11 protein-coding genes and 2 tRNA genes are annotated in these 13309 nt (G+C 63.8%); 7 read left to right on the top strand and 6 right to left on the bottom strand.

Translation table 11 applies throughout. The annotated features are described in order from the left end of the window. Positions 1–15: 15 nt before the first annotated feature. The 4 genes from sseA to RLQ26_10155 form a co-directional block, all read right to left on the bottom strand. Positions 16–900: a 3-mercaptopyruvate sulfurtransferase gene (gene sseA / locus RLQ26_10170; protein MEQ9089090.1), complete on the bottom strand. Its 885-nt coding sequence runs from the start codon at positions 898–900 to the stop codon at positions 16–18. A 17-nt stretch (positions 901–917) separates the two neighbouring features. Next, positions 918–2408, bottom strand: a complete 1491-nt coding sequence (locus RLQ26_10165) for an amidase family protein (GenBank protein ID MEQ9089089.1) — start codon at positions 2406–2408, stop codon at positions 918–920. An 80-nt stretch (positions 2409–2488) separates the two neighbouring features. Next, positions 2489–3106 (bottom strand): NUDIX domain-containing protein, encoded by a 618-nt coding sequence (locus tag RLQ26_10160; protein ID MEQ9089088.1) that lies wholly within the window; start codon positions 3104–3106, stop codon positions 2489–2491. Between the two features lie 144 nt (positions 3107–3250). Further along, a complete protein-coding gene (locus RLQ26_10155) occupies positions 3251–4117 on the bottom strand; it encodes a tetratricopeptide repeat protein (protein MEQ9089087.1) in 867 nt (288 codons plus the stop codon). Between the two features lie 631 nt (positions 4118–4748). On the opposite strand from RLQ26_10155, the gene RLQ26_10150 reads away from it, so the two are divergent. From RLQ26_10150 to RLQ26_10130, 5 genes are all read left to right on the top strand, one after another. Further along, positions 4749–5981 carry a carboxylate--amine ligase gene (locus RLQ26_10150; GenBank protein ID MEQ9089086.1) on the top strand — a complete coding sequence of 411 codons (1233 nt, stop codon included), beginning with the start codon at positions 4749–4751 and terminating at the stop codon, positions 5979–5981. Between the two features lie 126 nt (positions 5982–6107). Next, positions 6108–8075 (top strand): hypothetical protein, encoded by a 1968-nt coding sequence (locus tag RLQ26_10145; GenBank protein MEQ9089085.1) that lies wholly within the window; start codon positions 6108–6110, stop codon positions 8073–8075. Between the two features lie 59 nt (positions 8076–8134). Next, a complete protein-coding gene (locus RLQ26_10140; protein MEQ9089084.1) occupies positions 8135–8398 on the top strand; it encodes a hypothetical protein in 264 nt (87 codons plus the stop codon). Next, entirely contained in the window at positions 8395–9027 is a 633-nt protein-coding gene (locus RLQ26_10135) for a DUF924 family protein (GenBank protein ID MEQ9089083.1), read from the top strand. The genes RLQ26_10140 and RLQ26_10135 overlap by 4 nt, the downstream gene beginning before the upstream one ends. A gap of 183 nt (positions 9028–9210) precedes the next feature. Beyond that, positions 9211–10350: an MBL fold metallo-hydrolase gene (locus tag RLQ26_10130; GenBank protein ID MEQ9089082.1), complete on the top strand. Its 1140-nt coding sequence runs from the start codon at positions 9211–9213 to the stop codon at positions 10348–10350. 74 nt (positions 10351–10424) lie between these two features. On the opposite strand, the gene RLQ26_10125 is transcribed toward RLQ26_10130, so the two are convergent. Then, positions 10425–10500: transfer RNA gene (locus RLQ26_10125), tRNA-Asn, on the bottom strand. A gap of 170 nt (positions 10501–10670) precedes the next feature. Beyond that, a tRNA-Cys gene (locus RLQ26_10120) sits at positions 10671–10744 on the bottom strand. 412 nt (positions 10745–11156) lie between these two features. Between RLQ26_10120 and RLQ26_10115 the strand changes: the two genes are divergently transcribed. Further along, positions 11157–11810, top strand: coding sequence for a protein-L-isoaspartate O-methyltransferase (locus tag RLQ26_10115; GenBank protein MEQ9089081.1), 654 nt, complete (start codon positions 11157–11159; stop codon positions 11808–11810). A gap of 1 nt (position 11811) precedes the next feature. Then, complete coding sequence (locus tag RLQ26_10110) at positions 11812–13221, top strand: TolC family outer membrane protein (protein ID MEQ9089080.1); 1410 nt, start codon at positions 11812–11814, stop codon at positions 13219–13221. Positions 13222–13309: the final 88 nt, after the last annotated feature.

Raw genomic sequence — 13309 nt, 5'->3', positions numbered from 1 at the left:
GGCGGGAAAGATAATTCAGGATTTTGCGGATGCCGGCCCGGTTTTCACGGGAAGGGCAGGGTCGCTCCCCCATTCGGTCCACGACCCGTCATAGACGGCCACGTCCGGTTTGCCCATCTCAAAGAGACCGAGCGCCAGAATACAGGCGCTGACCCCGGACCCGCAGGTCGTCACGATCGGACGCCTCATGTCCACATTTCGCGCGCGAAGCCGCGCGGCGATGGTCTCGGTCGGGGCGAAATTGGCGCCGTCCGCGCTCACGATCTCGGAATAGGGGAGGTTCAGGCTGCCAGGGATATGGCCCTGGCGCACACCGGGGCGGAGTTCCGGCTCGCGTCCCTCAAACCGCCCCGGCGCCCGCGCATCCAAAATCGCGAGCGACCCGTCTGTCCGCATGCGCGCCATATCCTCCTTGAGGCAAACCAGATCATCGCGCCGGCGCGCCCTGAAGGGGGGCTGTGACGTCGCCTCCCTTGCGGCCTCCGGGCCGCTTTCCAGCTTGCCGGCATGTTCTTTCCAGGCCGGCAGGCCACCGGCCAGAACATGCACCCGGTCGTGGCCGAAGACCCGAAACATCCACCACACCCGGGGGGCGCTGAACAGGCCGATCCCGTCATAAATCACGACGGTGTCGGCTGCGCCGATTCCAAGCTCGTTGACCGCCGCCTCGAAATCCGCTTCACCCGGCAGCATATGGGGAAGGGGATTGTCCGAGTCGCTGATCCGGTCGATATCGAAACGCCGGGCGCCCGGGATATGCCCGCTCAGGAATTCGGCTTCCGGGTCACGTGCCTGCATCGGCAGATACCAGGAGCCGTCCAGCACGCGAAGATCCGGATCGTCCAGGTGCTCGGCCAGCCAGTGAACGGTGACAAGGGCGGATGAAGGATCGGCGTTCATGACAGTTTTCGTCCGGGTCATGGCGTAAGTTTGGGTTTGCGCCGGGCCTTCAGCGCCTGTTCGGCGCCGTAAGCGATCTTGATCAGTGTCGGTTCGCTCCAGGCGGTGCCAATAAAGCTGATGCCGACAGGCAAGCCCCCCTTGGTGAAGCCGCAAGGCAGGCTGACCGCCGGATATCCGGCCTTGCCGGTCAGCTTCGCGCCTCGGTCCATGGGACAGAGTATGGCATCGAGCTGATGGGCCTCGAGGCAGGCATCGATCCCTTCCTCGCGCGACAGGCGAATGTCACGGGCCCGGTCGAAATGATACTCCGGTTCCGACCAGTCGCCGGCGGTCGCCTCGGCAGCCTCAAGCAGATCCATGCCATAGGGAACGACCTTCTCGCCGTGCTTCCTGTTGAAGGCGACGACATCGGCCATGGTTTTCACGGGGGCGTCCGGAACCGATTTGAGGAAATTGTTGAAGGCGGCCTTGAAATCCGTCCGAAAAACCCGCGACGGCATCGGATCGACGAAACGGTCCGTCGGGATGGGGGCCGGGTCGACAATCACGGCCCCGGCTTCGTGCAGCTTGAGAAGCGCCTGTTCGATCACCGGATAATGATCGGCCAGATTCTCGCGTTCGAAAAAGACCCCGCGCGCGATGCCGATTCGTTTGCCGATCAGCCCATCCGGCTGGCAGAACTGGGTGTAGTCATCGTGAAAATGGCCGAGCCCCTGCAAAGTCGTCAGGTCATCGAAATCCGGCCCGGCGAGGAGACCCAGCAGAAGGGCAGCATCCCGAACGGTCCGGGTCATGGGGCCGGCCGTGTCCTGATTGATGGCGAGCGGCACGATTCCGGCCCGACTCCACAGACCGACCGTGGGCTTGATGCCGACGATATTGGAATTGCAGGCCGGTGCCTGAATGGAATTCTGCGTCTCGGATCCGACCCCGATGGCGGCCAGATTGGCCGCGATGGACCCGGCGACGCCGGTACCGGAGCCGCCGCCACGCTGATATTCCTCGCCCGTGTAGGGGTTATTGAGAATGCCACCCACGGCGCTGAAACCCGAGGGCATGACGGACGACATGTAATCACAGAAATCGGGCACGTTGCCTTTGCCCAGAATGACAGCACCCTCCTCGCGCAACCGTTTGACGATGAAGGCGTCGAAGGGCGTTTTCAGGTTCTCCAGCGCCTTGACGCCGACCGTCGTGCGCATCTTGTCGCCGGTCCCCATATTATCCTTGATCAGGACAGGAATGCCGTGGAGGGGGCCGCGTGGTCCCCTGGTCTTGCGCTCGCGGTCCATCGCCTCCGCGTTCTTGAGCGCGTCCGGGTCGGTCTCCCGCACCAGATTGAGCTTCAATCCCGACTTGTTGCTTGCGTCGCTGTATTTGTGGATGCGATCGAGGTAGATCCGCGTCAACCGGGCCGAGGTTACCTTTCCGGCCGCCATGGCGCTTTGGAGCTTGGCTACCGTGGCCTCGTTAACGTTGAAATCCGTTGTTTTCGTTCGGGCCATGTCGGCAATCCCCTTTTGCTCATTGTCAGCCTTCCCGACCGGCTTTGCGGCCGGAGAGGAAGTCGAGAAGAAGTATAGAATCAGATCGCCGTCTCAGCCATGGTGATGCGTCCGCGGTTTATTTGCAGCCATTGCAGCGCGACGATCGTCATGGCGTTGGCGATTTCACCTTTTTCCACCATCTCGTATGCGGTCCCGCGGGACATGACATGGACCTTGATGTGTTCGTTTTCGCCATCCTGACCATGTACCCCGCCATGGACGGCCCCGGCCTGGCCCGCATCCACGGGTGCACAGAAGAGTGAGCAGGTTTCCGACGTGCCACCCGGACTGACCAGGTAGCGCGTGATGGGGATGAGACGGCCGAGGGTCAGGTTTGCCTCTTCCCGGGCTTCGCGCCGGGCGACCGCTTCCGGCGTCTCGTCCGCCTCCATGATCCCGGCGATGGCTTCCAGCAGCCAGGGGTGCCAGCCGGCCGCGTAGGCACCGGCGCGGAACTGCTCCACGAGCACCACGCTGTCCCGCTCCGGATCGTAGGGAAGAACGGCGACGGCATGGCCGCGCTCGAATACCTCCCGCGAAAACTCTCCGGTCCAGCCATGATCGAAGCGACGATGGCGAAAGCGGTACCGGTCGATCCGGAAATATCCCCGAAAGCAGGTTTCCTTGCCGAGAAGCTCAATATCGTCTTCACCCATTACAGAACCTCCGGTTTGCGGCGCGCCCGCGGCGAAAGCGGGCGGGCAAATCCAGGACCTGCGATAGGCGGGCTCGCCCCTACCGTCAAGCGACGATCGCGGGATAAGCCACGACTTTACGCCGGGTTGGGCTCGGGACCGGACTCAGTCAGGAAGGTTCTCCGCCCGCCAGGCAGCGGCGCGCTCCTGGGCGCTGGCCAGCTGGGTGGGGGCAAGACGCTCGGCGAGTTCATCGCGAAGCGTCACGGCGTCGGGTTCTCCCGCGGCCGCCGCCAGATTGGCCCAGAAATAGGCCCAGATCGGGTTGGCGTGCAGTTCGGGTCGGCCGGGGAGGCCGGTCCGGTAAAGCCGGGCCAGCGCCAGTTGAGCCGGAGCGTGCCCGGATTCAGCGGCCGCCTTGATCAGATCGAGGGCCCGGCCATAGTTCTGGGCCATGCCGTCCCCCTTGAAACTCATTTCAGCCAGACGAAATCGGGCAGCATTGCTGCCGTTTTCTGCGGCGCGCTCATACCAACGCACTGCTCTCTGGGGATCGGCGATGACATGCCGCCCTTTCTCATAAAGAAATCCTATAAAAAATCCTGCATCGGCAATATTTTGTGAAAAGGAATTGCGAAGCCACTTCATCGCTTCGCCGGGTGCCTGAGACAAATCCGGGTGTTCGACCAGCAACCGGCCGAGCGCGAATTGGGCGTTTCCGTGGCCGAGAAGGGCCGCCCGCCGATACCATTCGGCGGCCTGAATCCGGTCGGGTTCCGTGCCCAGGCCCAATCGGGTCATCTCGCCGGCCATGAACTGGGCCTCGGCGGTCTCCTGAAAGGCGCCAAGCCGGCGAAAAGCCTCGAGGGCAGCGGTGAAATCGGCCGCTGCATAATCGGCCCGGGCTTTTTCCAGATCGCCCGCGCCAACGGCCTGCGGGGCCGCCGCCAGCACCGCACACGCTGCCAGAAGCAGACGGACGGCCCGGTAGAAAGGCGGAAACCGGAAACCAGATGTTGTTGGCCAGCGCATATCGGGTGCCTGATGGTCGGTTACAGGGAGCCTCCCGCCGGAGGGTCTACGAATCTAGCGGGAAAGGTTAAAAACCCCCTGAACTCCGCGAAAAAAGTATGATTCCACCTTTCCCGTTTGAAGCCGGCCGCGGCACGGCCCGCGCGCGTGATTTTCGGCCGGGACAAAGGGTTCGCGGGCCGGGACAAAGGGTTCACGAGAATGCCGCGGGGACCCGACGGCGAACGCGACGGCGAAAGCGCAGCCCCGCCTGCTGCGGCTCAAGTTTGCGCGCCCCCTGAAACAGGACTTCTTGGGATCTTCGCTCAGGTCAAAAGAGGACCATGGCGCCCGGTATTGGCGATCAACGTTGGCGATCAACGTTGGCGATCAACCGTTTCGGTGATCTGGGCTGATCCGGATTGACACGCGAGGTGCGGCTGAAACATTGACGGCGCCGACAGCCCGGAAGCCCCGCTCCGTCCGTGATACGTCAGCCAAACGCGGTCATCGCCGGGGGCGCATTTTTGCAAAACCGTACCGCCCGTTATATCGTGTGGCAGACCGTGCGCGATCTTCGGATCTTCGTCCGTCGGATGAAAATCCGATGGACGCGCCTGCGAGGATCCAAATCGAACGGAAGACGAGCCCCATGGAACAGACCGACAAAGACCCGTCCAAAGGATACGTTGCGCTGCTTGGCTGGAGCCTGGGCGCGATCGACGCCGCAGACCGCTTCAACAGGCGCTATGTCGTCGTCGCACCGGACTGGGCGGAGGAGTATGCGAACAAGCATAATATCCCGTTCATCAACTGGAATTTTGACCGGCTGAACGAGCGTTCGATGGAGATTGCGGAGCGCCTCAAGAACGAGGGCGTCGACGTGGCGATCCCGCTGTTCGAGGAGACTGTCGAATGGGCCGGGGCGATCAATGCCGTTCTGTTCGACAGCCCGCGCCTGCACGGGCAGGCTGTGCTGTTCCGAGACAAGGCGCTGATGAAGCGCCGTGCCCAGCTGGGCGGCCTGCGCGTGGGAATTTTCGAGGAGGCCCACGATCGCGAGGACATCACGCGCTTCCTGAAAAGGGTGAATCAGACGCTGCTCAAGCTCGACGGCGACCTGAACGACCCGATCCACCTCAAGGCGTTCGACAAGGCGGGCTGCCTCGGCCACCGGGTGATTCGCACGCCGGAGGACGTCGAAAGCGTCTCCGACGAAGAGTTCCCGATTCTGATGGAGAGCCATCTCGACGGATGGGAGTTCGCGGTCGAGGCCTGGGTGTTCAACGGTAAGGTGCGGTTCCTGAACATTTCCGAATACGTCACCCTGGGCTATTCGGTGTTCGTGCCGGCGACGCCCGAGCTGGAGAGCTGGCGCCAACTCATCACCCAGCAGGTCGAGCGACTGGTGAAGACCTTCGACATCCAGTTTGGCTTCATCCATCCGGAGTTCTTCGTCACCAGTGACGGCGAGATGTACTTCGGCGAGGTCGCCTACCGGCCGCCCGGCTTCAAGGCGTTCGAGCTGATCGAGCGAGCCTATGGCTTCAACGCCTATCAGGCGCTGATTCTGTGCTTTGACCCGAAGACGACGGAGGAAGAGATCGAAGCCTTCTTCCCGCGCGAGGTGGTCGACGCCAACGGGCACGCCGGCACCTTCGGTGTTTATCCACGGCGGCGCGTCGTCAGCGCATTGAAGATCCCAAAGGAAACCGAGGAGCACCCCTATTTCGATTATCACGAACTGACCGAACCCATGGAGGAAATCGTAACCAAGCGATCCGCCTTCGGCACGCATTGGGGGCTGGTGTTTTTCCATGGCGACGACCCGCACAAGATGCGCGACCTGCTGAAGCATCAGGAAGAACTGGATTTCTATGTCTGATCCTAGCGGGCCTGACCCCGCCGGCGGCCGGACGCGGTGGACGGACCCGGCACGACCTCGGGCCGGCTGGCCGCGTGCCGCACCCTGCGACCATCGCCGAGCCACAAGGGGCGCGCCTTGGAGGGCATGACCGATAGCGAACGGCTGAGACAGCTCGGCGAGAAGCTGGATAATGCGACGAGCCGGCTGGGCGAGACTCGCAACTTCGCGAAATGGACCGGCGCGGCCCGCCTGCTCGACGCCGCGCGCCGGCTACTGGCTACTCCTGACGGCGTGGCGGTGGTCTACGAGCGTGTGCAGGAGCTCGAACAGGCCGGCATTTTCTGGGGCAGCGACTACGCTCAGCCGGAAATTCTGCAGGCGCCGATCTCCGCAAAGACCCTGCGCGAGGGCGATCAGTACGCCACCACCCTGGAATGCCTGAGCCAGCTTCGCATGCTGGCAGTGGCGCGCGGCATTTACCTGCACGATTCGCTGTCGGCCGAGCAGGCCCAGCATTTTCTTTCGCAGGCGGTCGGGCTCAACCTCGACCTGTTGTTTGACCAGATGAACGAGGCTGACCGCCTGCGGCCGGGAAACCTCGGCCCGGTGGTGCACAACGTGTTCCGCTTCCTTGTCGAGCATGTCGGTTACTCGGAGATCTTCGGCAAGCTGATCGAGGAGATCTGGCGCATCCTGGCGCAGCGGCCGATCGTGGTGACCGAGGTCAAGGACATGGTGACCCAGATCGCCGCTTGGCTGGTCGAAGGCCAGGGCGAAGGTGTCGACGGGGCGAGCAGCCTCGGCGCGGACCGGCTGATCAGCGCCCTGTTCCGGCCGACCAACGCCAGTCGGGAGGACCCGGGTTTGGACCTCTACCGCGAGCGGGTGGCGGCAATGGACGCCAAGCTGTTGCAGCAGGAGGCCCGTGCCTTCGCCCGGGCGATGCACGACACAGGCCTCGTCTCAGCCTACCATGCCGTGTTCCTGCGCCACGTTAACGAGACCAATCCCGAGCTGCTGGCCACGACCCTGGGCCTGAGCAGCACCGGGATCGACGGGCTGAACTTCTATCAGACCCTGTTCCGCTCGCTGATCCGCGAGGCAATTCACATCGAAACCTGCCAGGCGATCTACGGGCTGGCCATGCTGCTGGAACGCGGCATCATCCACGTTCCCGCGCTGGCGCCCGCGCTGTGGCGCCAGATGGCCCTGCCGCTCTGTGCCGAGGCGGAGCAGACCATCGCCATACGCTTCGGCACGGGGCAACCGGCCCGGGTACACCTGCTGGCAGGTGTGCTTAGCGTGCTGGGCCAGCCGCTCGGCATCGGCCAGGGCAACAACCCGACCTGCCAAGCGGCCCGGGCCACGGCGATGTGGTCACATATTGTGCCCGACTATCTGATGCAGCTGATTCGCTGGGCGGCGCGCGACAACGAGGTAGTGATGCATTTCGAGGGCCAGGCGATCTCGTCCAGCGCGCTGGGTGCCGGGATGGCGAACCGCCCGCCGGCCGACGTCGATCCGGTGTCGAGCGTGCTGGTACCGCATCTTGACCGGATCTATGTGGAGATGGGCCGATTGTGCGCGGACCGGCCGGGTGATCCGCACCGCTGGGTCAATCCCGAGTTGCATGGCTGGTGGGTCGGCCGCGGCTGCCGGCTGGCGGTCGATGTGGCGACCGGCAAGCTGTCGGCCTACGAGGATTTCTTGCGCGAATTCTACGCCGCCTACCACCCGCATAATAACGGCGACCAGCCCCTGATCCATCCGCAGCCGGCTGGCCTTGCCATGACGGACAGCGCCGCACGCTTCGTTGGCTGGCACGCGATCGCGATTTACCGCGTGGCGCCGGATCCGGAGGGGCAGATGCGCGTCTACTTCTACAATCCGAACAACGATAGCGGCCAGGATCTGGGCGACGGCGTGCAGGTCTCCACTGCGAGCAAGGGCGAGATGTTCGGCGAATCGTCTCTGCTTTTCACCCAGTTCGCCTCGCGCCTCTACCTCTACCACTACGACCTGCTGGAGGAGGGCGACCCGGCCAGCGTACCCGCCGAGGAGATCGTGGAAATCGAACGGCTCGCCCGCAACAGTTGGGCTGCCAATCGCTGAGACATCGAATGCCCGAGGATGGAAATGGCCGGGTCGGGCAAACCGGAGGACGACAGGGGATGGACAGCGATTTTTTTGCGCTCGAAGGGGCGGGACTGCGCTGGTTCCTTTTTGGCAGCGGTTTCGTCATTCTGTGCTGGGCCGGCTGGCTCTGGGCCAATTTTTATGGTCGCCGGCTTGAGCGCCGTGAGGAGGAGGCCGCCCGGGAGCGCGAAAGGACTGGCGAGGGAGCGGCACCGACGCCGCCGCGCTGGGACCGGATCGGTTACCGCCCGGGGACTTCGGAAAAGGGGGACGGACCCGAAGAGCCGGGGTCTTCATGACCGGGGCCTCGGCGACGCTGGAACACCGGCTGCTGGATTTCTGGTTCTGGCCACCAACCCACGCGAAATTCGGCCGCGTCCGCGGGATCTGGTTCGACAGCACGCCCGACTGGGATGCAGCGATCCGGGAGCGGTTCGAAGCCGATTATCACAGGGCCGCCGCAGGCGCCTATGACGGGCTTGTGACGACGGCCACCGGGGCACTCGCCCTCGTGCTCTTGCTCGATCAGATCCCGCGTAATCTTTTTCGAGGCCGGCCGGCGGCCTACGCGACCGATCCCCAGGCACGGGCCGTGGCGGAAAGCGCCCTGGAACAGGGCCTGGACCGCGAGCTTTTGCCCGTGCAGCGTCTTTTCCTCGCCCTGCCGTATCTCCATAGTGAGGCGATGGCCGATCAGCGGCGGGCACTCTGTCTCTACGCGGATCTCCGTCCCTACCCGGAAACGCGCGACCTTATGGCCCATGCCATCGAGCATTTCGAGATCATGGCCAGATTTGGCCGGTTTCCGCACCGCAATCCTATTCTGGCCCGAGCCTCGACCCGGGAGGAAAAGGCGTATCTGGCGGCCGAAGCGCCCGCATTCGGCGCGCGGCCACCAGAGGACAACATAGTGAGTGGCGATGGTTAGGGTGATTGGGCCGCAGATTGGCTGTTGCGCGCCCGGAGTCGGATCGAGGCACCAACCACATGCGTCTCCGGTGCGTGCGACTCGGAACCGTTTTGGGGAACCTCGCATATGAACTCGCATATGAATATGAGTTGGTGGCCCAGTGACAACACCGGGAGCCGGCGGAGATGCAGGATTGCCGGCGTGCTCGGCGGAATTCTGGCAATCTGGCTGACGACGCCGGGCTGTGCGCCGACCCAGGCAGAGCGCCAGGAGGCGATGCCCTACCACCACACCGCGGATGGCTTCCGGAACCCCGAGGGCAGCCCGGTACGCACGGCAAGCACCGTTGAATTTCTCGGTTTCCTGTTCAACCAGCTGGTCCTGTCCAAGACCGTGACGGTTCCGCCCGGTCATCTCCTCGATCGCGGGGAGGCGCTTGCGCAACTGACCGAAGGGGCGGGGCGCGACAGCATCACCTGGGTCGGCCACGCGACATTCCTGTTGCGCCTGGACGGGGTGACGGTGCTGACCGATCCCTTCTTCATGGAACGCGCCTCGCCATTCAGCTGGGCCGGGCCCAAGCGGTTTGTGCCGCCGGGCATTCCCATCGAATCCCTGCCGCCCGTCGATTTGATCATCGTCTCGCATAATCACTACGAACATCTGGATCTGAGGACGATCGAGGCCCTGCCGCACAAGGCCCGAGCCACGGTGATCGTGCCGCTCGGGCTTGGACACTACTTCACCGAACTCGGCTACCGGGATGTGCGGGAGCTCGACTGGCTCGACGGCACGGAGGCGGCCGGGCTCAAGATTACCGCCTTGCCGGCCATTCATTTTTCCAAGCGCGGGCTGTTTGACCGTAACGAAACCCTTTGGGCCTCTTACAGCGTCCAGAAGCCGGATGGTTACCGGCTGTTTTTCAGCGGCGATACGGCTTATGGCCCGGTCTTCGCCAGGATGGGGGAAAGTCATGGCCCGTTCGACTTCGCCATGATCGGGATCGGGGCTTATGAGCCTCGCAGCATCATGGTGGCCAGCCATGCCACGCCGGAAGAGGCCGTTCGTTTGGGGCGGGATATCGGGGCTCGCCAGATGGTCGGCATGCATTGGGGGACCATCAGCCTCACGCCGGAGCCGCCCTTCGAGGCCGCGGGGCGGTTCAAGCGCGCGGCCGGGAATGCCGGATATGGCGAGGAGGACGCCTGGATCATGAAGATCGGCGAAACGCGGCGACTGGCCCCCCAAGGCGCGAATGAACGGGGACCGGCCAGACTGGAATCGAAGTCGGATATGCCCGCGGGTCAGCCGCTGGCTGTGGAAACGGCAAGACAGGACTAAAAATAATATTAAATATCAGTCGGATATCGGATTATTCTTATGTCTTGCGAGAAGGATGTGGCGGTGGGCCGGGCTGGCTCCGCGGGCAGGACTCGAACCTGCGACCCGATGATTAACAGTCATCTGCTCTACCAACTGAGCTACCGCGGAACAGGGCCCGTCAGGCACCGACCCCGGCGACGGCGCAGGCAGGCGCCCGCCGCGTTTCGCCAAGTCGGGGGTTATACCAGCGGCTGCCGGGCTTCGCCAAAAAGAATTTAGTCTTTTTAGCCCGCCAGGCTCCGGAAGGCCAGGGAACCGGTCAAGCTTACGGTGAAAAATGGAGGCCGAGGACGGAATCGAACCGACGATCGGGGATTTGCAATCCCCTGCATTACCACTTTGCTACTCGGCCATCTTGAGGGCGGGGTGGGGCTCCGCCACCGGGGCGGGTGCTCCCGTCAAGGGTAGGAGGAGATATACGTTTCATGGCGCTATCTGGCAAGCGGGCGCGCGGCCACTGGAGCGGGCCGGAGCGAGATGGGGCGGACCCCGAGCGGACCCCGAGAGCGGGCCCGAGCGAACAGAAGCGAACAGAAGCGAACCGGGGGGCGTCCCGGCCGAAAAACGACGGAACCTTTCGTGCCGAAAACCCGGCGACGGCCATTGCCCTTTAACCGGTGCTAAATCCTTTCAACGCATTGTCTTTTTGGCCCTTCGGCCGTATAAACGCCCGGCGCCGCTGCGCCAGGGGCTGGCGGTTTACTGGCGGCCAGTCCCGTTCGTCGAGAAGATAAAACCCAAAGGCAAATCCCCAAGGGCAAATCATGGACTTTGAGACCGCCCGGCGTAACATGATCGAAAGCCAGATCCGGCCCAACAAGGTGACGGATTCCAGGGTACTCGCGGCGATGGCTGAGATTCCGCGAGAGAAATTCCTGCCACTTTCCGAAGTGGCGCGCGCCTATGTCGACGAAGATGTCCCCGTCGGGCATGGCCGCTACCTGATGGAGCCCATGGTGATCGCACGGCTGCTCCAGGCCCTCAACGTCCGAGACACCGATGCCGGGCTTCTGGTCGGCGCCGGCACCGGCTACTCGGCCGCCCTGCTGGGCAGGCTGGCGGGCGCTGTGGTCGCCATCGAGCCGGACCGTGCCATGGGGGATATGGCTGAGGCGGTGCTGGCCGATCTTGGGGTCGCCAATGTTTCGATCCTCGATCGGCCCTTCGATCAGGGCTGCGCTGAGCAAGGGCCCTACGACGTGGTGCTTTTCGACGGGGCCGTCGCCAGGATACCCGATGCGATCATCGCCCAGTTATCGGATGGCGGGCGCCTCGCGGCAGTGGAGCGCCCCGGTGGCTGGATGGGCAAGGCGATTCTGGTGACGCGCCATGGCAATGGCGTGACCCGGCGCCCGGTGTTCGACGCTGCGATCCCCCATCTGCCGGAAATGGAAGAGGAAGCTGGTTTTGTATTCTAGGGTGGCATCCGCGATAAATACGCCATGGCCCGGTTTCGTCAGGCTGGGCGGTTGCGCCGCGCTGGCGCTCTATCTCGTGTTTCAGACGCCGGCCGCATCGGCCCAATCCCTGACCGAGGCCCTGACCAGAGCCTACAGCGATAATCCGTCCCTCCGTGCCGCTCGCGCGGAATTGCGGAGCGTCGATGAGACCGTGGCCCAGGCCCTTTCGGGGTGGCGGCCCACGCTGTCGGCGCAGGGCGATTACGGGCGCACACGGGCAAAGACCCAGAGCGGGCTAGCCGGCCTCGCCGTGGGCGATCGTGAGTACCGAAATCCACGCCGGGCATCGGTCTCGATCGACCAGCCACTTTTCCGGGGTGGTCAGACGGTCGCCGAGACGAAGCGGGCGAAAAACAACGTTTTTGCCCAGCGCGCCGCGCTGACCGATACCGAACAGACGATTCTGCTCGACAGTGTCAGGGCCTATGCCGACGTTTTTCGCGATCAGGCGGTGCTCGACCTGGCGATCAATAACGAACAGGTGCTGCGTCGGCAACTCGAGGCAACCCAGGATCGTTTCCGTGTCGGCGAGGTCACCCGGACCGACGTGTCCCAGGCGGAGGCGCGCTACCGGGGGACGGTGGCAAACAGGATCCGCAGCGAAGGTCAACTCGATATCACACGGGCCGCTTACCAGAACGTGATCGGCGCGGTTCCGGGCGATCTGGATCGGCCCCCCATGCCCGGCAATCTGCCGGATTCCAAAGAGGCGGTCGTCGGCGCGGCCGTCAAAAACCAGCCCGCGCTGCGCCGCGCCCTTTTCGCCCATCGTGCGGCCGAGGCCGAGGTGTCGGTTGCCGTCGGTGGCTTGATGCCGCAAGTTTCCCTTAACGGCTCGATCAGCGATAACGAAGAAACCTTCAGTCGTGACAGCGGTTCGAACGACTGGACCGGTACGGTGCAGGTGCAGGTGCCGCTCTATCAGGCCGGTGCCCAGACGGCGAGCGTGCGCGAGCGCCGCCAGCGTGTCTCGCAACGGGCACTACAAGTCAGCGAGGCCCAGCGGAACGCGGTTGAAAGCGCGACGGCCGCCTGGGAGGCGCTCAAGACGGCACGCGCGCAAATCTCGTCCTTCGAGTCACAGATCAAGGCGAACGAGCTGGCGCTCGAGGGCGTCCAGCAGGAAGCCCTCGTGGGCTCGCGGACCGTGCTCGACATTCTCGATGCCGAACAGGAACTGCTGGATTCCCGCGTCAGCCTGGTCACCGCCCAGCGTGACGAGGTGGTTGCCGCCTATCAGGTGAAGGCAGCGATGGGGCAGTTGACGGCGGCGGATCTGGGATTGCCGGTGGACATTTACGACGTCGAGGAACATTACGACGAGGCGCGCAATACCTTCTGGGGCCTTGGCCGCGGCGAAGAAGACTGAACGATCCGCGATTTTCGGCAACTTGGCCTCTGCCCGGCACCCGAATTTTGGCCAATCGATGGTGGTTTCCCCGTCGGCAATTGTGCGT

This window comes from Alphaproteobacteria bacterium, assembly GCA_040220875.1.
Lineage (GTDB): Bacteria > Pseudomonadota > Alphaproteobacteria > JAVJVX01 > JAVJVX01 > JAVJVX01.
This window is presented reverse-complemented; position numbering and strand designations above follow the sequence as displayed.

Coding starts and splice junctions, on each gene's coding strand:
- RLQ26_10150 (MEQ9089086.1), top strand. CDS start 4,749: ATGGAACAGACCGACAAAGACCCGTCCAAAGGATACGTTGCGCTGCTT.
- sseA (MEQ9089090.1), bottom strand. CDS start 900: ATGAACGCCGATCCTTCATCCGCCCTTGTCACCGTTCACTGGCTGGCC.
- RLQ26_10160 (MEQ9089088.1), bottom strand. CDS start 3,106: ATGGGTGAAGACGATATTGAGCTTCTCGGCAAGGAAACCTGCTTTCGG.
- RLQ26_10115 (MEQ9089081.1), top strand. CDS start 11,157: ATGGACTTTGAGACCGCCCGGCGTAACATGATCGAAAGCCAGATCCGG.
- RLQ26_10140 (MEQ9089084.1), top strand. CDS start 8,135: ATGGACAGCGATTTTTTTGCGCTCGAAGGGGCGGGACTGCGCTGGTTC.
- RLQ26_10155 (MEQ9089087.1), bottom strand. CDS start 4,117: ATGCGCTGGCCAACAACATCTGGTTTCCGGTTTCCGCCTTTCTACCGG.
- RLQ26_10145 (MEQ9089085.1), top strand. CDS start 6,108: ATGACCGATAGCGAACGGCTGAGACAGCTCGGCGAGAAGCTGGATAAT.
- RLQ26_10135 (MEQ9089083.1), top strand. CDS start 8,395: ATGACCGGGGCCTCGGCGACGCTGGAACACCGGCTGCTGGATTTCTGG.
- RLQ26_10165 (MEQ9089089.1), bottom strand. CDS start 2,408: ATGGCCCGAACGAAAACAACGGATTTCAACGTTAACGAGGCCACGGTA.